19 protein-coding genes are annotated in these 21,782 nt (G+C 65.5%); all 19 read right to left on the reverse strand.

Annotated features, from left to right (window positions below; translation table 11 throughout):
- Window positions 1-75: 75 nt before the first annotated feature.
- The 19 genes from VK98_RS16400 to VK98_RS16490 all read right to left on the reverse strand — a co-directional run bounded on the left by VK98_RS16400 (window position 76) and on the right by VK98_RS16490 (window position 21,781).
- Window positions 76-837 (reverse strand): molecular chaperone, encoded by a 762-nt coding sequence (locus VK98_RS16400; protein WP_048415047.1) that lies wholly within the window; start codon window positions 835-837, stop codon window positions 76-78.
- Window positions 827-2,197, reverse strand: coding sequence for a fimbrial protein (locus VK98_RS16405; RefSeq protein ID WP_156187908.1), 1,371 nt, complete (start codon window positions 2,195-2,197; stop codon window positions 827-829). Before VK98_RS16405 ends, VK98_RS16400 begins: the two co-directional genes overlap by 11 nt.
- A 56-nt stretch (window positions 2,198-2,253) precedes the next feature.
- Complete coding sequence (locus tag VK98_RS16410; protein WP_082159076.1) at window positions 2,254-4,836, reverse strand: fimbria/pilus outer membrane usher protein; 2,583 nt, start codon at window positions 4,834-4,836, stop codon at window positions 2,254-2,256.
- A gap of 10 nt (window positions 4,837-4,846) precedes the next feature.
- Window positions 4,847-5,638, reverse strand: coding sequence for a molecular chaperone (locus VK98_RS16415; RefSeq protein WP_053077434.1), 792 nt, complete (start codon window positions 5,636-5,638; stop codon window positions 4,847-4,849).
- On the reverse strand, window positions 5,619-6,140 hold the full coding sequence (locus VK98_RS16420) for a fimbrial protein (RefSeq protein ID WP_048415049.1): 522 nt from the start codon (window positions 6,138-6,140) through the stop codon (window positions 5,619-5,621). The genes VK98_RS16415 and VK98_RS16420 overlap by 20 nt, the downstream gene beginning before the upstream one ends.
- A gap of 642 nt (window positions 6,141-6,782) precedes the next feature.
- The gene (locus tag VK98_RS16425; RefSeq protein WP_082159078.1) at window positions 6,783-8,261 is read right to left on the reverse strand and encodes a lytic polysaccharide monooxygenase; all 1,479 of its coding nucleotides are present in this window, start codon (window positions 8,259-8,261) and stop codon (window positions 6,783-6,785) included.
- 261 nt (window positions 8,262-8,522) lie between these two features.
- Window positions 8,523-9,989 carry a lytic polysaccharide monooxygenase gene (locus VK98_RS22910; RefSeq protein WP_053077435.1) on the reverse strand — a complete coding sequence of 489 codons (1,467 nt, stop codon included), beginning with the start codon at window positions 9,987-9,989 and terminating at the stop codon, window positions 8,523-8,525.
- Between the two features lie 106 nt (window positions 9,990-10,095).
- Entirely contained in the window at window positions 10,096-12,384 is a 2,289-nt protein-coding gene (locus tag VK98_RS16435; protein WP_048415051.1) for an ATP-binding protein, read from the reverse strand.
- A 200-nt stretch (window positions 12,385-12,584) separates the two neighbouring features.
- Entirely contained in the window at window positions 12,585-13,268 is a 684-nt protein-coding gene (locus VK98_RS16440) for a response regulator transcription factor (protein ID WP_048415052.1), read from the reverse strand.
- A gap of 262 nt (window positions 13,269-13,530) precedes the next feature.
- Window positions 13,531-13,989: a type II secretion system protein gene (locus tag VK98_RS16445; RefSeq protein WP_048415053.1), complete on the reverse strand. Its 459-nt coding sequence runs from the start codon at window positions 13,987-13,989 to the stop codon at window positions 13,531-13,533.
- Window positions 13,976-14,362, reverse strand: a complete 387-nt coding sequence (locus tag VK98_RS16450) for a type II secretion system protein (RefSeq protein WP_048415054.1) — start codon at window positions 14,360-14,362, stop codon at window positions 13,976-13,978. Before VK98_RS16450 ends, VK98_RS16445 begins: the two co-directional genes overlap by 14 nt.
- Window positions 14,337-14,813, reverse strand: a complete 477-nt coding sequence (locus VK98_RS16455; RefSeq protein WP_048415055.1) for a type II secretion system protein — start codon at window positions 14,811-14,813, stop codon at window positions 14,337-14,339. Before VK98_RS16455 ends, VK98_RS16450 begins: the two co-directional genes overlap by 26 nt.
- A gap of 7 nt (window positions 14,814-14,820) precedes the next feature.
- Window positions 14,821-16,674 (reverse strand): secretin N-terminal domain-containing protein, encoded by a 1,854-nt coding sequence (locus VK98_RS16460; protein ID WP_082159081.1) that lies wholly within the window; start codon window positions 16,672-16,674, stop codon window positions 14,821-14,823.
- A 49-nt stretch (window positions 16,675-16,723) separates the two neighbouring features.
- The gene (locus tag VK98_RS16465; protein ID WP_048415057.1) at window positions 16,724-17,152 is read right to left on the reverse strand and encodes a hypothetical protein; all 429 of its coding nucleotides are present in this window, start codon (window positions 17,150-17,152) and stop codon (window positions 16,724-16,726) included.
- The gene (locus VK98_RS16470; protein WP_048415058.1) at window positions 17,149-17,730 is read right to left on the reverse strand and encodes a GspMb/PilO family protein; all 582 of its coding nucleotides are present in this window, start codon (window positions 17,728-17,730) and stop codon (window positions 17,149-17,151) included. Before VK98_RS16470 ends, VK98_RS16465 begins: the two co-directional genes overlap by 4 nt.
- 8 nt (window positions 17,731-17,738) lie before the next feature.
- Window positions 17,739-18,272, reverse strand: coding sequence for a hypothetical protein (locus tag VK98_RS16475; RefSeq protein ID WP_048415059.1), 534 nt, complete (start codon window positions 18,270-18,272; stop codon window positions 17,739-17,741).
- Window positions 18,260-18,994 carry a hypothetical protein gene (locus tag VK98_RS22915; RefSeq protein ID WP_053077437.1) on the reverse strand — a complete coding sequence of 245 codons (735 nt, stop codon included), beginning with the start codon at window positions 18,992-18,994 and terminating at the stop codon, window positions 18,260-18,262. The genes VK98_RS16475 and VK98_RS22915 overlap by 13 nt, the downstream gene beginning before the upstream one ends.
- Before the next feature lie 7 nt (window positions 18,995-19,001).
- On the reverse strand, window positions 19,002-20,591 hold the full coding sequence (locus VK98_RS16485; RefSeq protein WP_197083077.1) for a GspE/PulE family protein: 1,590 nt from the start codon (window positions 20,589-20,591) through the stop codon (window positions 19,002-19,004).
- 8 nt (window positions 20,592-20,599) lie between these two features.
- On the reverse strand, window positions 20,600-21,781 hold the full coding sequence (locus VK98_RS16490) for a type II secretion system F family protein (RefSeq protein ID WP_048415061.1): 1,182 nt from the start codon (window positions 21,779-21,781) through the stop codon (window positions 20,600-20,602).
- Between the last annotated feature and the right edge of the window lies 1 nt (window position 21,782).

Consider the following 21,782-nt stretch of genomic DNA (forward strand, 5'->3'; position numbering starts at 1 on the left):
GAACTCGAGCCGCCAGGCGCTCGTCTGCCGGCCGCGCCTGTTAATGCTCAAGCGGCACTACCAGCCCCACCCACATCATTTGGCATCGGCTCCCAGTGCCACCCTCCCCGCCACCGGATTGCCATCGTCGTCCACCAGAAGAAAGCGGGCCTCGGCTGCTTCGGCGGCGCAAGGCAAGGGCGAGGCCATGGCCAACGTTTCCCGCGCCAGGGGCGCCAACATGTCCACTGTCAGCGGCTGCGCCGCCCCGCCGGCACAAGCCACCTCCAAGGAGCGGAAAGTGGCGTAATAGGGACTGGGGTTGGCTATGCGCAATCGCGGCCCGTCGGCATTCTGCTCCAGAGCGAAGCGCAGCTGCTCCGGCAACTGCTCCGCCGAGGACGGCAGCTTGGCCGGCCGCATGAACAGCTTCATCTGGGTACGCAAGGCGACGGTCAGGGTTTGCGCATCTGCCGGTAGATCGCCGGGCCTCGGCGGAATCTCATACAGGTTCAGCCAGAACAAGGACTCTCGGTCCGTGGGCAGCGGCGCGCCGGTGGCGATCAGGCGCAGGCTGATCTGCGCCTGCGGGTTCAGACGGAAGATGGGCGGAATCGGCATCACCGCCGCGTCCGCCGCGCTGGCCGTGTCCGGGCCGGACTCCAGCCCGCCGTCGTCCACCCAGGCCTGCACCACCACCGGATAAGGGTTGGTATTGACCAGTTGTAACGATTGCTCGGCACTGCCTGCGGCAAACACCACCCGCGTGGACTCCGCCATCAGGCCGGCCCAGCTGCTGCCGCACAATAGACATAGCAGACCGCCCACTTTCCAGCGCGGCCACGCCTTACTGGACACGGATCACCACCTGCGCGGTCGCGTTCAAGGAGCCGGCCTTGACCTTCTTGCCCGGCAAACGGATCAGCGTCGCGTGCATCCGCGCGTGATAGCGGGTCAGTCCATCCTGGCTACCCGATGCGTCGGCATCCTGCAATACCGGATACCAGCCGGCAGCGCCACCGCCGCCGGTAATCCACTCGCTGCTCAGCCAGTTCAGTTTTTGACCGCTCGGCCGACTCAACGCCACGCCCACGCCGGTGGCCACCGCCGGATTGTCGCCATAGCCATCGGATAGCAGGTGGGTGACCCCGCTGCCGCCGGGAACGCCCAGGCCCTCTCTCTGCGCCGCCAGGTAATTGGCCGACTGTACCAGCAACCCCATCGCCGTCTGTTTAGCTCCGGTGCCGCTTTGGAAACCAGTCAGGCCGGTATTTGCCGGCGCGCCAGTCTGGCATTGCAGACGGATGTCGATAGGCAGCATGCGCTGCCCTCCCTTCTCCAGTTCCGCCGCGCTGATCGGCATGAAAGCCACCACCGGCGTCACCGTTTCCACCCGGCAGCTGGCGCTGCGGCGCACCTTGACGGTTTGGTACGGATTGATGGCCCCAGGCCAAGCATCGTAGAAGCCGGAGTACTGCGAATTGTGATCCGCCCCCGGCCTCAAATCCGGCGACCGGCCGCCACCTTGAAACGCGCTATAGGCGATGGGCTGCGAATAATTCCAATTCTGACCATCCTGACCATCTTGCCAGCCGCTGTCTCCCGAGCCCTTGGACTTGCTGTATTTGAAGAACTCCACCTTGTAATTGCTGAAGTGCCTGGCCTTGATCAGATACCAGCCACGCGAATCCCGATCCCGCGCCATATCGAGCTCCAGCGGCCGCCGTTTCCAATAACGCGACGCGTACTCGCCGGTGTTCAGATTGGTGACCCGCGCCATCAGCCCACGCTGCACGGTGCGATAGGACTCCGGCAAGCCGATGGCGCTGCCCTCCTCGTCCTTGCCGGCCCAACTGTTGTCGCCATTGGTCGAGTAATATTCGTAAAAAGTACTCGGATTTTCTGTCGGCTGGCAGCGAAACAGCACTTGCTCCGGCGCATAGCCGCCGACATGGCCGGACCCCAGATCGAAAAAACTCAGCACCTTACTGGCCAGCAAGGTGCCGTCGGGCTGGAACACCTCGTTATTGATATTGAGGGTCATCGCCATCGCCCCCTTTCCCGAGGTATCGTGCGCGCCGTCCCAAACCCGCACCAAACCCTTGCCGGGTTCGACATAGTCGACAGCACCGGTATCGGTCGTCGGCGTAGAGCGCGATACGCGATAACATCCGGCTTCAGCTTGCAGACTCAGCAACCCGCTCAGTACGGCCAACATTGCGGCGGCTCCGCTCCGTCGCGCCGGTACACATAGTTTAAAGGCCATATTCACTCTCATGGTTTGGCCAGCGGCGCGCACTCCGCCTCCAGACGGATGATGGGCCGGCTGGCGGTGTCGTCTTGCAAGGCGTACGGCAACGCGCATTGGCTGTCCGCCGTTTCGCCCCATTTCACTCGCAACATGGCCTTGCGCGCGGCCACCCGCGCATAGGCCTGCCCGCCCTGGCCCACCATGCCGATATTGGCGCCGTCTTCCGCGTACACCATCGCGCCCATCGGCAAGACCGAGCCGTCGGCCAGCCGGCCCTTGATCAGCAGCGCCTGGCCGCGGCGGGTGGCGAACTTCAGCCTGACCGCCGCACCGGCGTACGGCGCGGTGCGCAACTGGTCGCCCTGCAGTTCCACGCCATCGGCCAGGCCCTTGCTGTCCAGCGCCACGTCGTTGTAGCGATACGGCGTCAGCGACGGGATCAGCGCGTAGCCAGCGCGGTCCACGGTGGCGCCCATGCCGTTGCGCACCGCCGCGCCGCTGGCGCCGGGCGCTTCCACCAGGCCGAAGGTTTCGCTCAGATAAGGACCGAAAGTCACGCCGCCGCGGTGCACCGCCAGCGCGCCACGCGCGCTGGCGCCGGTTTGGGTGAAATTGCGGCCGCGCGAATAGCTGCCGCCCACCGTGGCCAGCGGGAAACGCTTTTGCACATTGGCGCCGAACGCGCCTGAACTGCTCTGCGAGTTGTGCGAAGCGTTGACGCCGTAGCTGACCGTCTGCGCCTCGTCCGCGGTGCCGCTGAGCGACAATTGCAGATTGCGCTCGCCCTCGCTGCGGCTCATTGACGCCGCCAGCATCGGCGCGCGCCGGACCTTGCCTAGCGGCATCGACAGATTGAACATCACCGTATTGCGAACTCGCCCGCTGTCCAGCGGCTGAAACGCCGAACCGCCGGTTTGCCACTGCCCCATGCGCTGACGCGATACCGACACCCCGTAGCTGATGGAACGGAACTGGTTCTGGTAGCTGAGCTGCAACTGGGTATCCCGCTCCTTGCCGTTGTAGTAATCGCTGATCGCGGCGGACAGCCCCAGGCTGCCGTAACCGCCCAGCCGCTGGTTGACGCTGACGGTGAACTGGTTGCGCTGCTGGAAGGTGCTGGAATTCCAGGTCTCGCCGCGTTGAAAAGCCTGCCGCGCGCCCAGGGCGTCGACCAGATCGCGGTAGCCGCGAGTGGAGTAGCGATAGCCGGCCAAGGTGATGGAGGTGGCGGTGGGCTGGATGGTGTGGCTATACGACAGGGCCGCGCGCCAGCCATGGTTCAGGCTGCCGTCGCCATCGCGGGAACGTGAATAAGTGGCGTCCGCGCCCAGTGCGCCATAGCTGGACCCCCACACCATGCCGCCCAGCAAGGCGGTGTAATGAGAAGCCGCCCGCGCGCCCATATTGGCGGTCAACGCATTGTTGACGCCGCGCTGATAGGTGAAATCGGCGAACACTGGCTTGTCGTCCAAGGCGTTGCGCAGTTGGCCCAGCGTCAGGCTGTAGCGGGTCTGGCCCGGCCGCATCGATCCCGGCACCGCGGCGAAGGGCACGGTAAAGCGCTTCACCTGCCCGTCCGCCTCGGTGATCTCCACGTCCAGGTCGCCCTGGTAGCTGGTGGGGAACAGGTCGTCAATCACAAAGGGGCCCGGCGCCACCACGGTCTGATAAATCTCCTGCTTGCCCTGGCGCACCACCACCCGGGCATTGCTGTCCGCCACACCGCGCACCACTGGCGCGTAGCCGCGCAAGGACTCCGGCAGCATCCGGTCGTCGCTACTCAGTTGCACACCGCGGAAACTGAGCCCGCTCAGCAGACTGCCGCCGGTGGAGCTTTCCCCCAGCGTCAACTCGCTCTGCCAGGCGGGCAAGGCGCGCTGCACATAGCTGCGGATATGATTCCAGCCCCCGCCGCCGGCCATGCCGCCGCTGTAGTTGGATTGCTGGCGCAAACGCCACAGTCCCAGGTTCACCCCGGCGTCGGCGGAGACGTAATGATAGGTGTTGCTGACATCGCCGCTGCTGGAGCGATAGCTGCTGGCGTCGTAATTGACGAAGCCGATGGCCGCACCGGCGTCCAAATCCTCTTCCGCCACATAACCGCGCGGCCGCCGTTTCATCGCCGCCTGCGGCACAGACAGCTCCAAACGCAAGCGCGGCAGGTCGAACACGCTGCCGGCGCCGGGAATGCGCAAGGCCAGCGGCCAGCATGCCGCCGCCGCGTCCTCGTCCGGCGGCAGGCTTTCCGCCAGCACTCCGGCCTTGAGCAGGAAGGCCTGGTCCAAGCAGGCGGAAGTGGGGTGTTCACCTTCACGGCGGAAGCTCACCGTCTGGCGGGAAAGAAAAGCGCCGTTGACGAAGACGTCCACCAGATAGTCGCCGGGGTCCATTTGATTGGGCGTGTTGAAACGCTCAAGACCGTTCGCCAGCGAGGAGCCCAGCAACAAACGGCTGTCGAAGCGATACGCCAGCAGCGCCGGCGCGGTCTTCTCGGCGGCACTGCCCGGCTCGGCCCAGGCCAGGCCAGGCGTCAAGCAGGCCACGCTGGCGGCCAACACCGGGGGAAGGCCAGGAAACCACTGACTGCGATAGCTATTTGGAGTCATATCCGGGAAATCATTCCACTGCCACGGCGGCGGACTCGACCTCGTTCACGCCACCGTAATCATTGACATGCTTGAAACGCACGGAGAGCCGTGCGCCGGCCTGCGTCAGCCCCGGCACCGGCCAGCTGGCGCGAGCAAACGGCGCCAGCATGTCGGCTCTGAAGGCATGTGCCTTGCCGCCGCTCATTACCTCGCCGCCTATCAGCGACAGGTAATAGCCGCTGAGGTTGTCGGCATGCAGTTGCCACCCGCGCCCCTGGCGTTGCAAGGAGAAGCTCAACTGGCTGGACGCCTGCTCAACTCGGCCCTGGATGCCCGCCGGACGGTAAAACAGCTTGAGACGGCTGCGCAGCATCACCAGCATCTGGTTTTGCTCGGAGAACTCGCGGTTGACCGATGGAATTTGCAGCATATTGAAGTAGTAGACCGACTCCCGGTCCTGCGGCAGCTCGCTGCCGTCGAACACCAGCCTCACGGTCTGGCCGGCCTTGGGCTCCATGCGGAACACCGACGGCATCGCCGCGAACGGCGCCGTGGCGCGTTCCGGCGTGGAATCCACGTCGCCGGCGTCCAGCCACACTTGCACCACATTGGGTATCTCGTCCTCGTTGCGCAGCTGGATGCTGCTCTCGCGGGCCTGCCCTGGGTAGACGATGCGGGTATTGTTCAGCACCACGCTGGCCCAGGCCGCCGGCCACGCGGCCAGCAGGATCAGCGCCGGCAGCAGCGCGCGCCGGAGCGCGGCGGCGTTAGACGCGCCGCGCTCCGGCAGGCTGCTGCGTTTACAAGTAGGAAACCGCATACTGCACGCTGCCCAACACCGAACCGGCGGTAACGGTGTCTTCGGCATAGTAGCGGACGGCGAACTTATGCTCGGCAGTGGTCTCGCCTGCCTTCAACTCCAGGCCCGGCGCCTTGTAACCGCCGGTCAGGTTGAACGGGGTAGCCGGCGCGGCCGGGTCCAGCAACTGCAGCGCCACCTTGCCGGCGGAGCCGACGTTGCCGATATTGCCGCCCGTGGTCAGGCTGTTGGCGACGAACACGGTATTGATCTTGGTGCCGCCAGCGGGCGCCGCTTCGCAGCCGGTCAGGCGGATGGTGAAGTCGGTTTCCCCGGCCACGTCACCGGTCTTGGCGAGACTGGTCGTCGGCACCGTCGGCAACAGCACCAGCGGGCTGGTGGCGTTGCCATTGATATCCACCGTGCAGGTTTGCGAAGTCACTTCGCCCTGGAAATTAATGGTGTTATCCGCCAAAGCTAAAGCCGGCAGGCATAAACTGGCCAAAACGACGATTTTCTTCATGAAACCACTCTCCATTAGATATTGAATTTATCTTTAAGCAGGCTCTTGAAATGCTTGAAAGCCTTTAAAAAGACAGGCCGATAGTACTTATCTCGTCCAAACGGAAAAATAGGATTTCTCCTAAAAAAACCAGAGAACGCAATTAAGATGCAAATACATTCACTTTTAAAAGACATATGGCAAGACATTTATTTAATGCATTCACAAAAAGATGGTTATCAACTAGCATTGCACAGATGTTTTTATGCATAAGTAACCATAAATCAGCAATGCCTTTCTAAATCATACCGACATGCAATTGAATGGGGCTGTCCGACTCTCCACGCTTACTGATCTATCCTTGCCCATCAACAACAAGACTCACCCGCTTTGCTTCACCGAAATTGCGCCAGCCCCCCCTTGCCATCAACCTAGCCTCCATTTAGACGGACGTGATTGCGACCACCAGTGTTATGCCGTGCTGCTGTCCACCTCATTCGCCAGCCCTATCCTTCCAAGCGCTAAAAACAGCCAGGTCATCATTCTGATGGGGAAGGCACCGCCAAGCGCCGGCAAATAAAAAACAGCCCCTTGTCCAGCCAAGGACAAGGGGCTCGTACCACACGTAGGCCTGTTCAGCCGCCGCTCGGGTCAAACGCGGACTTAAATCAGCGCCCACAGGGCTGGCTGGCTAGCCGGCGTCCAACCGGAACCCGCCCAAGCGGTATGCGGCTGCAAGCAGCGATATTGCTTGCCTTCGAATACGACGACCTGGCCGGCCTTATAGCTTGCGCCCTCTTTCCAGGCTTCGCCCTCTACCGGCGGCGTGGTGCCGCTGTCGTCGGCCTTGACCGTCAGCGCATGCGCGGCGGTTTGCTCGCCTTTGCTGTTGCTGACCTTGACCTGGAAGTTGTAGGCGGTGTCCTGCTTCAGCGTCGGCGCCTTGAAGTTGAGGGTGGCGGTGTTCAGCGGCAGACCAGCAATATTGGGCGACACGGTCCACAAGTATTTCAAGTTGCTGCCGGAGGCGGCCTGAGCATTCAAGCTGACGGCTTCGCCCGCCTTGGCTTCGGTCTTGCCGCTAACCGTGACCTTGCCCGGCGCGATTTCATCCACCGGCGGCGGCTTGATCTCACCCATGGAGGTTTCGATTTCGAAGTTGTAAGCCTTGTTGAGGCCGTACACCGCGTTGTCGGTGGCGCTCTCCAGCGGTTTGACCTCGTTGTTCACCAGCTTGCCCAGCTTGACGATGCGGGACTTCTGGTTCACTTGCTGGGCCAGCGCGTACACCCATTTTTCCGGCTGCTGCTGGCCGGCGGCGACCACGATTTCATGGCGCTCGACATCGCTGCCGCGCGCGCGGTCGAACACGCGCAGGGTCACTTTCATGCCCTGATTCAGCACAACGTCACGCTTGTTGATCTCGCCGCTGTGCTTCCACTGGACATTGGCCGAAGCCACATCCACATCGGAGCAGGAGTAGAAGGCTTCGTCGTTGTCGTCCGGAGCGCGCTGCCATACGGTGTAGACCACGCGCTTGCCGGTAGCCCAGGCCGGCAGCGTCACCGCGATGTCGGTGTAGCCGACTTTACGGCTGGCCAGTTCCCCGCTCAGTTCCGGCTTGTCGCGGCGTTGGTCCTTGCCGATGGACACCAGATCGTTCCAGGTCAGCGGCCTGGCAGGGTCGTAGCTGTCCTTGCTGATGAACACCTCGAAGTACTTGGAGTAGTGCGGGGCGCTCTGAGCGTAGCGGAAGGTCATTTTCCCATCCGCGCCGGGCGTCAGCACCGTGGCCGTCGGCCAGCTGTGTTTGGGGTTGTCCAACTCAGCCCAGCTTCCCGCTTTGCCGCCGCCGCACAACTTGCCGTTGGGCACCAGCTGCTGATGGTTGCCGTCCGACTTGGCCTGGACATTCGCAGTCCAGTCGTCGACAGCGGTCGCCGCGGCCTTGCAGCCGGAAAACTTGCTGGAGCCGCTCCAATGCCCACCCTCCAATTTGCACGCCACTTCACGGCTTACCGGGAAAGACATGGAGCCATGGGCGGAGGCGGTGGACGGGGCAATGGCCATCAGGGAGGCGGCGATCTGGCTCAGGGCCAACACTGGCAGGACGAGCTTGCCGGCGGTGCGAGGTGCGGTCATGTTCTAAAACCTTAAGTCCAAGGGTTGGGTTTTCGCTCTCTCCGGCCATCCGCGGCCGGGAAAGGGCTTGCCCGTATTGTTCCAAACCCCACCACGGTACCCAATCATTCTCAATAAAAGCTAAATTTTGGTGATTCCCAGGCGATATCCATCCTCAACGGAAAAAACCCGGCAGACTCACGCCTGCCGGGCAAAACCCGCAACCGGGTCTTAAACGCGCGCCAAACCGAAGCTGGTCGCGTTCAAACTAGCCGTCACGGCCTACTGCCCCTTGCACATCGCGTGCATATTGGAAACACCGACCTCGCGCCACGCTCCCCACTGCCCATCCGAACCCGGAGCGATGCCTCTGATCTCCCAGCCATTCAGCCATTCCTTGCCCTGGTAGGTGACTTTGGTGCAAGGCGTCTTGTAGACCGTGGCCGCGTTCCAGTTGCCCTCTACCGGCGGCTTGCCGCCATCGTCCTTGGTCTTGACCAGTAGCGCGTGACTGGCGCTCTGGCTGCCCAAGGCATTGCTGACCTTGACCTGGAAGGTATAGCGGGTGTCCTGCTTCGGCGTCGGCGCCTTGAAATTGAGGGTGGCGGCGTTCAGCGGCAGCCCGGCGATGCTGGGCGACACGGTCCACTGGTATTTCAGATTGGTGCCGGCGGCCGGCTTGGCTGTCAGGCTGACGTTGGCGCCGCCGTTGACGCTGGCCGGGCCGCTAACGGAGACCTTGCCCGGCGCGATCTCGTCCACCGGCGGCTTGCCACCCTCGTCCGATTGCTCCAGCACGAAGCTGTATTCCTTGCCCAGGCCGAACACGGTGTTGGCGGTGGCGTTCTTGACCGGCACCACTTTGCCGTTTTGCAGTTGACCAACATTGACCACGCTGGATTTGGCGTTGACGATGGTGGCCAGCGCATAGGTCCATTCATTGGCCGCGGTTTGGCCGGCTGCGATGGTGATTGGATGCCGTTCAAGGTCCGTACCGCGCAACTTGTCGAACACCCGCAAGGTGATGGTGGTGTCGGGCTTGGCCTCGAAGGGGCTTGCCGTCAGCGGGCCCAGCGGTTTGAAGTCCACGTTGTTGGCCACGATATTGACGTCGGAGCAGCTGTAGAAGGCTTCTCCGCTGTCGCTACGCTGCCATACGTTGTAGATCACGCGCTTGCCCTGCATGCCGGCCGGAATCTGCACATCCAACTTAGTCTTGGCGCTGGGCGCTATCGCGCCGGAGTTGCCGATCAGTTGCAGATCGTCCCACTGCAGCGGACGCTTGAAATCATAGGAGTCCTTGCTGATATAGGATTTGAAATAAGCGGTCTGGTGCTGGGCGGTCTGATGATAGGTCATCGTGTATTTGCCGTCCGGCCCCGGCTGGATGGTGGTGGCCGGCCAATCGACCGTAGCATCCAGGCCGCCGAAGGTTCTGGCGTCGCCGCCAGCGCACAATTTACCATTGGGCACCACTTGCTGGTGATTACCGTTGGCGTTGCCCTGGCGCACGCCATTCCAGTCATAGATGGCTTGCGAGCCGCCAATTTTTTTGACCGCCTGACATCCCGGCGTTTTGGGATTCTCCGGGTTGTCAGAGCTGTGGCAGTATTTGATGCGGCTGATCGGCTCTTCCATTGAGCCATGGGCGGAGGCGGCGGTCGGGGCCAGCAGCAACAGGGAGGCGGCGATCTGGCTCAGCGCCAGCGCGGGCAGAGCGAAGCTGCCGGCCTTGCGGGATAGGGACATGGTGTTCCTTGATTGAAGGTGGGTGGAGTACATCAGGCCGAGACGGCGTCAAGCGCCGCCAGCCTGTCCGCATTGTTCCAAACCCCTTCCGCAGCCCCAATCAATCTCAAGAGATGCTCAAGCCGCCCGTCTGACCCTCTTCCTCCTCGCACGCCACGCACGGCGCCAGCAGCTGGAATTCGCTGCCCAGCCGGCTTCTGGATTTGACTTCGACGCGCCCACCGTGGGCCTGCATCACCGCCTTGACGAAGGGCAGGCCCAGGCCGGCGCCGTCGCGGCGGCCTTCGTCCACCTGGTAGAACAGCTCGAACAGCCTGGGCAGCGCGTGTTCGGGAATGCCTATTCCCTGATCCACCACGCTGATGCCGGCCATCTCGCCCCAGCGCGCCAGCCGCACCACGATGTGGCTGTTGGGCGGCGAGTATTTGACGGCGTTGTCCAGCACATTGACCACAGCGCGCAACAGCATGTCGTAATGGCCGCGCACCCACAACGCTTCCAACGCTTCCGGGCCATGCAGCGCGATGCGCTTTTGACGGGCGCTGGCCTCGATCTGGTCCATCGCGTCTTCGGCCAGGTCGGACAGCGCCACCGGCAGGAAGCTGGCCGGGTCCAACTGTTCGGCGCGGGACAGCTGCATGAAGTCCTGCGCCACGCGCAGGCTGTAATGCACTTGCCGGCGCAGATCGTTGAAGAATTGGTCCTGCCGCGGCCCGGTCTCGCCGCCGCGCTGCTCTATCATCGCCAGCATCGTGGTCAGCGGGTTGCGCAGATCGTGCGCCATCTGACGCAGCACGCGCCGGTCGCCGGACACGCTGGCCTTGACGTTTTGCAGGTCGACCAGGCTGATCAGGCTGCTGGACAAGCCGTCGCACAGTTCCTGACAGGGCGTGACCAGCAACATATGCTCGCCCTGGCCGCTGCGCACTTCTTCCACGCTGATGCCGCCGCTGCGCAGCGCCTTCGCGCGCGCTTGCGCGGCCAGTTCCAACACCCAGGCTTCGGCTTCGTCCGGGGTGCCTTGCTCGCACAGCAGATTGCGCGCCGCCTGATTGCTGAGGACGATCTTGCCGCCCTGCTCGAAGAAGATAGGATAGGGCAGCATATTGAGCACGCTGGCATAGGCGTTTTGCCAGGCGCGCATCTGCTGCATCAGCCGTTCGATTTCATCAGTGTCGGATTCGGCGTCCTGGCCGCGCAGCGGCAGCTCCATGCCGGCCTCGCGCAGGTTCCGCCGCATCGCCTCCATTTCCTCCCGCAGCAGCAAATGGGTCTTGGTTTGCCAGCGCCAGGCGCAGCCGGCGTAGATCAGCAAGCCGCCGATCAAGGGCGAGCTGACCGGAATCCAGATCTGGGTTTGCAGCAACAACAGGGTGGACGCCAGCCAGCAGCCGCCCAGCCACAGCCAGGCGCGGCGATGCATGCGCGCCGGCGGCGCCAGCAGGCAGATCAGCAACAGGCCGAGCATGATGCCGAGATTGATCAGCAGCTTGTACGGAGCGGCCAGCATGGCGACCGGCCCGTGGTTCATCAAGGTCTGGGTTTGCAGCGCCAGGATCTGACTGCGGGTATGGCCCTCGCGGTCCAGCGGATAGCGGTTGGCGCGCAGACCCTTGAACGGATCCAAGGCCAGGTGGCCGACAAAGACGATCTTATTGTGAAACGCCTGCCGCGGCACCACGCCGGTCAACACGTCCAGCATCGAGTACTGCTGAATATGGTGCTGAGCCGGCAACACCAGCAGCCAACCGTCGCTCTGCGGCGCGCAGCGCCGCCAGAACGCGGCCAGACACCAGGTGTTTTCCCGCGGCGGCAGTTCGTAGCCGGCGACGCGGATCGCCTCCATCACCATGTGCGGCGCCAGCTTGCGGCCATGCAGCTTGTAAGGCACCAGGCCGGTAACCACGCTGCGGTCGCCGATCAACAAGTCGCGGTGCCCCATCCCGGCCGCGGCGGCGTAAATGGCCGAGGGCTCGGGGCCGTCGCGCCCCGACTCGGCTTCGGCGTCGGGCGGCAAGGCCAGCACCACCCGGCCATGCCGCCGGATGGCTTCCGCCAACATGCCTTCGTCCCGGCGCGACATCAGGTTCATGTTCAACGCCACGCTGTCGGCCTGGTTCAGCCGCTCCAGCAGCGCGGCGTAGAGCACATTGCCGTTGACTTCCTCGTGGCCCAGCGCCCGCACCGTGGCTTGATCGACATTGACGAGCACGACGTCGTGTTCGTCTTCATCGGTTTGCAGCTCGGAGAGCAGCTCAAAATACAAGCGGTCCAGTGAGTGGAACAGCGCGTCCTGGGTGGGAATGGCGAACACCGCCGCCAGCAGGACGAAAGCGATCAGGAAGCGCGCGTCGTAGCGACGCCCGCGCCGGAGCGCTTGGCAAAACCATTTCATAAGACATCCAAAACGCGGCATGAGAGCGCGGCGGGCCTGAACGGCGGCATCGGCCTCGGAGCCTGTTCAAAAGCCCGCGGGCAAGGCGAGACAAGGCGAAAACGAGCGAAAAAGCGGAATGTACAAGGGATACATGAGCATTTTGAGCTTGTACTCACTGAGCAACGCCTCACGAAGCGCAGCAGACTTTGAACAGGTTCTCAGACCCGCTCCAGCCGGTAGCCGTAGTTGTACACGGTGGAAATCACCATGCCCTTGCGCGGCCGCAGACCCAATGCCGAGCGCAGATTGCTGACATAGGTGGCCAGGCTGGCGTCGTATTTGCGGTCCGCCTGGCCCCAGATGCGCTGGCTGAGAAAATCCTTGGTCAGGATGCGGCCCAGGTTGCGGAACAGCAGCGTGGCCAGCGCGAATTCGCGCGCCGGCAACGTGGCCTTGCCGCCGGGAAAGCTGACGCTGCGCGCTTCCGGATTGAAGGTATAGCCGCCCGCCTCGAACGAGGCTTCCGGATCGCCCAGGCGCTGCTGCTTGCGGAACTGGGCGTTCAGCCGCGCCAGCAGCTCGCGTTCGCGGATCGGCTTTTGCAGGTAATCGTCTGCGCCGTGCTCCAAGGCCAGCACGATGTCTTCTTCGTCGTCGCGCTGAGTCACCATCAGGATGGGCAAGGCCGGCGGCAGTTTGGCGCGCGCCCACTTGAGCACTTCCACGCCGTCTCGACCCGGCACCTCCCAATCCAGCAGCATCGCGTCGCAGCGTTGCTGCCGGAACTGAGCGACGAACTGATCGCCATCGACGCAGGCGACAGGCTGATGGCCGTGCTGCTCCAGCAGTTTGACCACGCGTGCGGATTGGAGCGGACAGTCTTCTAAAATTGCAACAATCATAAATAGGTGTGTAGGTTGAAAGCGGCGGATTCATTGCCGGAGCGCCAGCAGTGCGCGCCCGGGAGCTGAGAGCTTCCGCGCGCGCCTGAGCGCCGCCGGATGCCGTCATGAATAGCCCAAAGGAGGCATTCTTACGGAAAGATGGTCAGGGAATCCATAGGACTACTCCTAACTTCCTAAAGAATCCCTCAATAAATTTAAGCCTATTGAACCGGAGCAACTGATACGTCATGCGGCTACAACCATCACAGCCGCGCTGGCGTCACGGCGCGGCCGGCGCCAGAAACACCCATTGCCGGTAGCTGTCCTTGTCGGCAAAGTCCCCCAGCTCCGCGGCGAAACCCCGCTGTTTCAACGGCCTCCCTTCCGCCAGGCTGTGCACGCCGACGATGCCGCCGTCCGCGCCCTTGATCAGCCCCCAGTCCGGCTTGCCCGTCAGCGGGTCGGCGTAGAGCCGGCGCAGGTGGCGTCGGGTAAAGGGCGCGCGTTCGTCCTTGAGCAAGGCTTCCAGGGTTTTGGGATAGGCCGGCGCGGGGCCTGCGCGATGGTAGGCGGCGATGGCGCGCTGTAATTGCAGGCCGATGTGCAGCAGCTCTTCCTCCTGCTCGCGTTGCAGCTGCCGGCTCCAGGCGCCGGCCGCCGCGCTGAGGGCGACGCCCATGGCCAACGCCAGCGCCAGCACGCCCAGATAGGCCAGCCCGCCTTGCTTACCAGCTACCATAGCTGCTGCCGTCCAGGCCCTTGCCCGGCGCGCCGCTGGTCACGTCGCCGATGCCGCCTTCCTCGGCCGGTTTGGCTTGCCAGCCGTCGCGCCGGCCGGCGATGGGATCCAGCGGCAGTTCGCGCAGATAGCGGCCGGCCACCAGATCCTGCAGCGCGGCCGGGTTGGCGCCGTGATCGGCGCGGTAGTCGTCCATCGCCTGGCGCAGCGCGGCCAGATTGTGGCGCAGCACGGTTTCGCGGGCGCGGTCGTTGTGCTTGAAGTAGCTGGGGCTGACCAGGGCCATCAGCGCGCCTATGATGCTCATCACCACCAGTAGCTCGATCAGGGTGAAGCCGCACGCCGGCTTACCATTGTTGGTAGGGTATGCCATTGATGCCCTTTCGAAGGCTCTTGGAGCGGATATCGTATACGTCGCGGCCGGAGGAAAACGCCTCGGCCGAGCTGTCGTAGCTGCGCGTGTCCCAGCTGAGCCCCGGATCGGCATCCGCGCAAGCGTCGCACATCGGATCCGCTGGCAGCCGGCGCAGGAAAAAGAGTTTTCCGCCATTGGGATCGCTCTGGTCCGGCACGCCGTCCACCAGGCTGGAGAGGCGGGGAGGATAGCCGCTCTGGTCCAGCGAAGCGTCTATCTTCTTGTCCGCCACCGCCTGCCGGTAGGCGTCGATGGCGTTGCGGATCTGGCGCAGACTGTGCCGCAGTTCGGCCTCCTGCGCGCGCCGCCTGGCCAGCTCGCTCAGCGGCAGGCTGGCGCCCAGCAGCAGCGCCATCAGGGTGAGAGCGGCCAGCATCTCGATCAGAGTAAAACCGGATTGACGCGGCATAAGCACCTCAGGGCGCGGCCAGCGGGCTGTCCAGCGCCGGCGCGGACGCCTCCTGCTCCTGCTCCGGCGCCGCGGCGGGCGCGGCCGGCCGCGGCGCTTCGGTCGTCAGCGGCTCCAGCGTCAGCCGGCCTTCGGTGCCGGAATGGAAATAGCTGTTGGAGGCGGCCGGCAGGTCCAGCGCCCGTTCAATGCGCGGGGTCAGCAGCAGGATGAGCTCGGTATGCTCGACGCTGCGTTTCTGGCTGCCGAACAAGCTGCCCAGCCAGCCCAGGGTGCTGAGGCCGGGCAGCCCGCTGCTGCCGCGGTCGTGTTGCTGATTGACCAGGCCGGCCAGCACCTGGGTTTCGCCGTCGCGCGCGGTCATCACGGTTTCGGCGTTGCGGGTGCTCATCGGATAGACGGTGCCGCCGCCGGCGGTTTTGACTTCGCCCTTGAGATTGCTGACTTCCATATTGACCTTGACGCTGACTTCATTGCTGAGGCTGATCCGCGGCTCCACTTGCAGGATCAGGCCGACGTCCTGATAGTTGACCGATTCCGTCACTACGCCGTTGGCGTTGGTGGTGGTGACCACCGGCACTTTCTCGCCTATCTTGATGCTGGCCTTTTCCATATTGCGCACGCGGATCTTGGGGTTGGCCAGCACCTTGGTCTTGCCCTGCCTTTGCAGCAGTTTGATCGCCGCGCCCAGATCCCCGCCGTTGCTGCCGCCAACGCCGATGCCGTCGCGGTTCAGGCCCAGCAGGTCGCCCACCGTCACCTTGTCCGATCCCTCTTTCGGCAACACCGAAAACCGCAGTTCCGCCGGATAGTCGACGCCGACGTCGAGCACGTCGTTGGTGTTCACTTCCAGCACTTGCACGTCCATGGTGACTTCTGACTGGGCAATGTCCAGGCTGGCCACCAGCCGCTCGATCACCGCCATCACTTCCGGCGTGTCGCGCACGATCACCGCATTGGTGCGCTCGTCCAGGTGGACGTTCTTGGGCGAGCTGATCTGGCGCAGCGCGGCCAGCACATGACTGGCGTTGGCCTGGCTCAGGTAGAAAGCGCGGGTCAGCAACTCTTGGTATTCCTTGGCTTTTTCCGAACGCGCCGGATAGATCAGTATGCTGTGCTGGCTAAGCACTTTCTTTTCCAGCTGATGGGTGCGCAGCAGCAGATTGATGGCGTCTTCCGCCGTGGTCTTGCTGGCGACGATGCTGGCGGGGGTGGCGATGGGCACTTCCGGGTCGAACACGAAGTCAATGCCGGCCAATTGGGAGATGGCGTCGAAGATGCCGGAGATCGGCTGCACCTTGAAATTCAGCGTTACCGGCTGACGCAGGGCCTCGGCCAGGCTGGGGCGCGTATCGCGGCGGCCGGCTTCCCGGTTTTGCAATTCGTCGCGCAGCGCTTGCGCCTGTCGGTAGTCCGGCTGCTCCTGAAGGATGCGCCCCAAGCTCTCCAGCGCTTCGCGCGGACGCTGCGCGCCGATCTCGGCGGCGGCGTCCAACTCCAGCTTCAGCCGCAGCCGGCGTTCCAGCTGTCGCCGCAGTTGCTGGGCGCGCATATGCTCCGGCGCCGATGCCAGCAGGCGGCTCACTTCCGCCTGCGCTCCCGCGTCGTCGCCGGCGTCCATCCTGGTCTTGGCCGTTCGCAAGGCCTCCTCCGCCAACGCCGCGCTCTTGACCACGACGTTTTTGCGGCGTTCGACATCGTCGGGCTTCCGCCGCAAAGCGGTTTCGGCGGCGCGCAATTGTTCTTCCGCGCCGGGCGGGGCCGTCTGGTTGAAGATCTTCTTGACCGGCCCGGGCAGCGCGCATCCGCCCAGCGTCAAACCAAGAGCGAGGGCCAGCAGTGTGGGTTTGCAATGTTTCATGATGCCTGGTGTCTGGTGAAAACGGCGTCGTCTCGTCGGCGGCGACGCCTTAGTTAGCCGATGGATGCAACGCAATCGAATACTCCCGCCCGTCCGCGTCCAGCAGCAGCGCGCGCTCCGCCTCCAAGGCCTTGAATGTGTATTGCCCCGCCAACTTGGCACCCGGTTGCAGCGCCTTGGGCATCCGGCAGCCGGCGCACAGCAGGAAGCTGCGCCCCAGGCCTTCCAGCACGACCACGCGCTGGCCGTCCTGCCGCCATTCGCCTACGGCGCTGAACGGTGCCGGCGCGGCCTCCAGCCGGGCTAGCGGCAGCGGAGCGGCCAGCGCCGACGCGGCGTCCGGCGGCGGAAGCTCGGGCCTCGCTTCTTCGCGCAGCGACGCCAGGCTCTGGACCGGAAATAGATCGACGCCGCCCGCCTGGGCCAGCGCCGCGCAGGCCAGCGCGAGGCCGCCCAGCCAATGCTTAAGCCGCCTCATCGTCCGGCGCCCAGCAGACTGAAGCGCATGCGCATGCTCAGCGTCGCGGTGTCGGTGCGCGCCCGCTCCAGCGTCAGCGCCTCCAGCCGCAGCAGCGGCTGCGCCGTCAGCGCGCCCAACGCCGCCGTCAAGTCCGGATAGCGGCCGCTGGCGCTCAGCTCCACCGTGACGCGGCGCAAAGCGCCGCCGGCCTCCGCGTCTTCCCGATAGCTGGCCTCGGACACGCTCAGGCCCGACTGGCGCAATTGCTCCAGCAGCGCCAGCTTGCGCGGAGCCAGCGCCAGCCGCAGCTGGGCCTGCCATTGCCGCTCTCGCCCCGCCGCCGTCGCCGGCTGCGCGCGCGCCGGCGCGCTCAATTGCCGGCGGCGCTGTTGCAAATCCTCTTGCTGCGCCTCTTGCACCAGCGCGCCGTAGGCAAGCAACAGACCGCAGGCCGCCAGCGACAAACGGCCGCCGCGCCCCAGCCGGCAAGCCAACGCTTGCCGATGCCAGCGCAGCCTGGCGCGCCATGGCCGTCCGCCGGCGGCGGGCCGAGCGCCGCGCTTGAAGGCCGCCAGCCGGCGGCCGGCGTCTTGCATCCAGGCCCTCATCGCAAGCCCACCTGCACCGTGGCCAGCACCGTCTGCTCCGGGTCGCCGGGCTTGAGCCCATGCCGCAACAGCTGCGCCTGGCCAAAACCGGCCGGCAGGTTCAGCCGTTCGACGAAATGGAAGACCTCCGCCAACTCCGCCGCGCTCAACTCCAGCCGGACTTGCTTGCCGGCGCCGTCGAGATGCAGCGACAAAATGCCCAAGCGCGGTGACCAGGCCTGTTCTATCGCCCGCAGCAGCGCCGGGCACAGCCGGGTTTGATCATCCCCCTGAGCCTGCAGCAAGGCCTGCGCCTTGCGCGCTTCCGGCGAGGCTGCCTGGGCACGGCGCTGTTCGCGCTCGCGCAGAAAGCGCTGTTGCTGCCGCCGCTGCTCCCAGGCCGAGGTGTCCGCCTCCAGCAACTCCAGCTCCCATTGCCGCCAGCCCAAGGCCGCCAGCAACGCCAGCAATACGATGGCGGCGACGCCGGCCAGCGGCGCGCTCGCCTCTGGCCGGCTGAAATCCAGCCCGCGGGTATTCAGGCGGCGCATGGCTGGCTCGCTAGCAAGGGGTGGGGAAAGCCCAGCCAGCGCGCCCGCGCCGCCAGCGGCTGCTGCGTCGGGCCTTGAGTCGCGCTCCAGTCGTAGTCGCCGCCGGGCTCGCGGCCGCACAGGGCTTCCGCCGCCGCCACGCCTTCGGCCGCGCTTTGCCCCGGCGCCAGCGCCAGGGTGAGCAACTCTTCCCAGCCGCCCTCGCCGCGCCACAAACAAGTAACGGCGCCGGCCTCGGCCAGCACCAGCCCGCCCGAGGCCGACGCGCGCGGGTGGGCTTGCAGGCAGCTGGACAACAAGTCGCGGCAGCCGGCCAAGCGCCAGCCGGCCGCCCGCGCCGCGGCGCGCAAATCGGCCAGCAGCGGCGCGTGGGCGGCGAAGGCCAGCCGCGCCGCGCCGTAAGCGGCCGGCGCCAGGCGGATGTCCAGTTCGCCGCCGACGCCGCGTTCGCGCAGCAAGCCCTGCGCGTAGGCGCGCCACTGCGCGCGCTGCCCGGACAAGCCGTCCTGCCACGGCAACAGCTGGCTGTGCGCCCATGGATAGCCCAGCAGCACCCGCGCCCGGTTGCGCCAGGCCGGCCGCCGGCGCTGGACGCCGCCCAGCAGCATGGCCAGCGCCTCGGCCGGCTTGCCGTGATGACGGCAGCGCCGCGGCTGGCCAGGGACGCCATCGGATGATTGCAGAGGCGGCAGCAGGGTCGCCAGTTCGGCGTCGATCAACACGGTTCTGTCATTCCATGGCCACGGCACGGCTGACCTCTTGATAAGTGGTGAGTCCGCGCGCCACCGCCTCGTGGGCGGCGTCGCGCAGCGATTGATAGTCGGCGCATTGCGCCAGCGCCTGCTGGCGCTTCTGCGGCGAGCGCTCCAGCAGCGCCTCCTTGAGTCGGCTGTCCAGGCGCAACACTTCCGCCAGCGCGATGCGGCCGTGGAAGCCGCCGCCGCGGCAGGTTTCGCAGCCGGCGCCGGCGCAGGCGACGCACAGCCGGCGCACCAGGCGCTGCGACACCACGCCGTTGAGCGCCTCCAGAAAGGTGGCCGCTTCCACGCCCATGTAGAGGAAGCGGTCTATCACGCTGAAGGCGTCGTTGGCGTGCACCGAGGACAGCACGCGGTGGCCGGTCAGCGCCGATTGCACCGCGATGGCGGCGGTCTCGGCGTCGCGGATCTCGCCCACCAGGATGGTGTCCGGATCGTGACGCAGGATGGAGCGCAGGCCGCGGGCGAAGGTCAGACCTTTTTTCTCGTTGACCGGAATTTGCAGAATGCCGGCCATTTCGTACTCCACCGGGTCTTCGATGGTGATGATCTTTTCCTCGCCGGTGTTGATCTCCGCCAGCGCGCCGTACAGGGTGGTGGATTTGCCGCTGCCGGTGGGGCCGGTGATCAGGGTCAGTCCGTAGGGCAGTTGCGCCAGCGCGCGCACGCGGCGCGCGGTTTCGCCGTGAAAGCCCAGGCTGTCCAGGCTCAGGCTGTCGCCGCGCTGGGATTTGTCCAACAGGCGCAGCACCGCGTTTTCGCCGTGGGCGCCCGGCATGATGGAGACGCGGAAATCCACCTCGCGGCCTTGCAGCGCCACCTTGAAGCGGCCGTCCTGCGGCACGCGCTTTTCCGCGATGTCCAGGCTGGACAGCACTTTCAGCCGCGACAGGGTCTGACTGGCCGCCAACTGCCCCGGCACCCGGCGAATGGCCTGCATCACGCCGTCGATGCGGTAGCGGATTTGCAGCCCGTCGTCGCGGGACTCCAGATGGATGTCGCTGGCGCGGCTTTGCAGGGCGTCGTACAAGGTCATGTTGACCAGGCGGATCACCGGGCTTTCGTCCTTGGCCAGGCTGCTCAGCGAGATCGATTCCACCGCCTTGGCCAGGCTGTCCTCGGCCAGGTCCACTTCCGCGCCGTCCATCACCCGCTCGCGGGCCTCGGCCTGTTTCAGCCAGGCGTCGGCCACGCCGGGCAGGCTGAGAGCGAAGCGCTGGCCGCGGCCCAGCAGCCGGTTCTGCATGCGCAGCCGCAGGTCCAGCCGCAGCGGTTCGGCCATCAACAGATACAGCTCGCCCCGCCACTCCAAGGGCGCTACGCGGCAGGACAAGGCCTCAGCCAGCGGCAACAGATCGAAGCGCGCCGTCGCCTCCCCCACCTGGGCCTCGCTCAGCGCGGCCAGGCCCAGCAGCCTGGCCGCCTGCGGCAGGCCGACCGGCTCGCGCTCCAGCTGCCGATTCAGCAGCTCGGACATCGGCAGGTCTTGTTCCCCGTTCTCGCGCCGCCATTGCCAGCCGGCCGTCTCCGGATCCATCACTCCTTGCATCAATCCTTGCATCGCTTCTCCTAGCCCATGCCGCCGGCCAATTCGAAAATCGGCATATACAGCAGGACGACGATCAGGCCGACCAGGCCGCCCACCGCCAACATCAGAATCGGTTCGAACACTTTGCTGAACACCTCGATCGCCTGGTCCAGCGCGCCGTCGTGAAACTGGGCGATGCGCTCGCACATGCCGCCCAGGTCGCCGCTCTGCTCGCCGACGCGCAATAAGCGCTCCGCCACCGCCGTGGTCAGCGCGTGACGCGCCAGGGTGTCCGCCACCGGCCGGCCGGCGCGCAACTCCTCCAAGGCGCGGCCCAGACGCTGGCCATACGCGGCCGGCAGCAGCCGCCCTGACAGCTCGAAGGCCTGCAAGGCCGGCGTGCCGCCGGCGATCAGCAAGCCGGTGGTGCGGTAAAACCGCGCCAGCACGAACAGGCGCGCGACGTCGCGCAAGCGGGGCAGCGTCCACAGCAGGCTCAGCAGCGCGCGCTGGGTCCGCGGCGCGCGCAGCAGCAGGCACAGCGCCGCCAGGCCGGCGGCCAGGCCCGCGCCCAGCAAGCCGCCGTGGGCCTGCACCAGCCGCGCCCACCAAAGCATGGCGGCGGCGCTGGCCGGCAGCTCGCGCAGCGATTCGAACACCACGGCGAAACGGGGAATCACGAAGAACAGCATGAACAGCAGGATGCCGAAACCGACGGCGAGCACCAGCGCCGGATAGACCAGCGCGCCGCTCACCCGCTTGCGGATGGCGACGATGCGCAGTTCGTAGTGCTGATAGCGCTTCAGCGCTTCCGGCAGTTGGCCGCTACCCTCGGACGCGGCCACGGTGGCCGCCAGCAGCGCCGGAAACGCCTCCGGCTGCTCTTCCATCGCCCGCGACAGCGGCTGGCCCTGGTACAGCGCCTGCAACAGCCGCTCCAGCACGCCCTGCAAGGCTTTGTCGCCGCGACCGGCCTTGTCGCGCAGCGCTTCCAGCGCTTCGATCAGCGCCAGCCCGGCCTCCAGCAGCGCCGACAGCTCCTGCAGCAGCAGGCCCAGCGCCGCGCCCTTGAGCGCGAACTCGGCGCCGGCTTCGCGCCTCGCCTCCAGCACCAGGCCGTCGTCGGCGCTCAGCTGGGCCAGCGCGGCGGCTTCGCTGTCCGCCCGCAGCAAGCGCGTCCGCACCTCCCCCTGCCGCAACACGCGGATCCGGTAGGCCGCCATC

This window comes from Chromobacterium sp. LK11, assembly GCF_001043705.1.
Taxonomy (GTDB): domain Bacteria; phylum Pseudomonadota; class Gammaproteobacteria; order Burkholderiales; family Chromobacteriaceae; genus Chromobacterium; species Chromobacterium alkanivorans.

Excerpts from the sequence above, each read along its gene's own strand:
- VK98_RS16405 (WP_156187908.1), bottom strand. The coding sequence starts at position 2,197 with ATGTTGGCCGTACTGAGCGGGTTGCTGAGTCTGCAAGCTGAAGCCGGA.
- VK98_RS16410 (WP_082159076.1), bottom strand. The coding sequence starts at position 4,836 with ATGACTCCAAATAGCTATCGCAGTCAGTGGTTTCCTGGCCTTCCCCCG.
- VK98_RS16415 (WP_053077434.1), bottom strand. The coding sequence starts at position 5,638 with ATGCGGTTTCCTACTTGTAAACGCAGCAGCCTGCCGGAGCGCGGCGCG.
- VK98_RS16420 (WP_048415049.1), bottom strand. The coding sequence starts at position 6,140 with ATGAAGAAAATCGTCGTTTTGGCCAGTTTATGCCTGCCGGCTTTAGCT.
- VK98_RS16425 (WP_082159078.1), bottom strand. The coding sequence starts at position 8,261 with ATGACCGCACCTCGCACCGCCGGCAAGCTCGTCCTGCCAGTGTTGGCC.
- VK98_RS22910 (WP_053077435.1), bottom strand. The coding sequence starts at position 9,989 with ATGTCCCTATCCCGCAAGGCCGGCAGCTTCGCTCTGCCCGCGCTGGCG.
- VK98_RS16435 (WP_048415051.1), bottom strand. The coding sequence starts at position 12,384 with ATGAAATGGTTTTGCCAAGCGCTCCGGCGCGGGCGTCGCTACGACGCG.
- VK98_RS16440 (WP_048415052.1), bottom strand. The coding sequence starts at position 13,268 with ATGATTGTTGCAATTTTAGAAGACTGTCCGCTCCAATCCGCACGCGTG.
- VK98_RS16445 (WP_048415053.1), bottom strand. The coding sequence starts at position 13,989 with ATGGTAGCTGGTAAGCAAGGCGGGCTGGCCTATCTGGGCGTGCTGGCG.
- VK98_RS16450 (WP_048415054.1), bottom strand. The coding sequence starts at position 14,362 with ATGGCATACCCTACCAACAATGGTAAGCCGGCGTGCGGCTTCACCCTG.
- VK98_RS16455 (WP_048415055.1), bottom strand. The coding sequence starts at position 14,813 with ATGCCGCGTCAATCCGGTTTTACTCTGATCGAGATGCTGGCCGCTCTC.
- VK98_RS16460 (WP_082159081.1), bottom strand. The coding sequence starts at position 16,674 with ATGAAACATTGCAAACCCACACTGCTGGCCCTCGCTCTTGGTTTGACG.
- VK98_RS16465 (WP_048415057.1), bottom strand. The coding sequence starts at position 17,152 with ATGAGGCGGCTTAAGCATTGGCTGGGCGGCCTCGCGCTGGCCTGCGCG.
- VK98_RS16470 (WP_048415058.1), bottom strand. The coding sequence starts at position 17,730 with ATGCAAGACGCCGGCCGCCGGCTGGCGGCCTTCAAGCGCGGCGCTCGG.
- VK98_RS16475 (WP_048415059.1), bottom strand. The coding sequence starts at position 18,272 with ATGCGCCGCCTGAATACCCGCGGGCTGGATTTCAGCCGGCCAGAGGCG.
- VK98_RS16485 (WP_197083077.1), bottom strand. The coding sequence starts at position 20,591 with ATGCAAGGATTGATGCAAGGAGTGATGGATCCGGAGACGGCCGGCTGG.
- VK98_RS16490 (WP_048415061.1), bottom strand. The coding sequence starts at position 21,781 with ATGGCGGCCTACCGGATCCGCGTGTTGCGGCAGGGGGAGGTGCGGACG.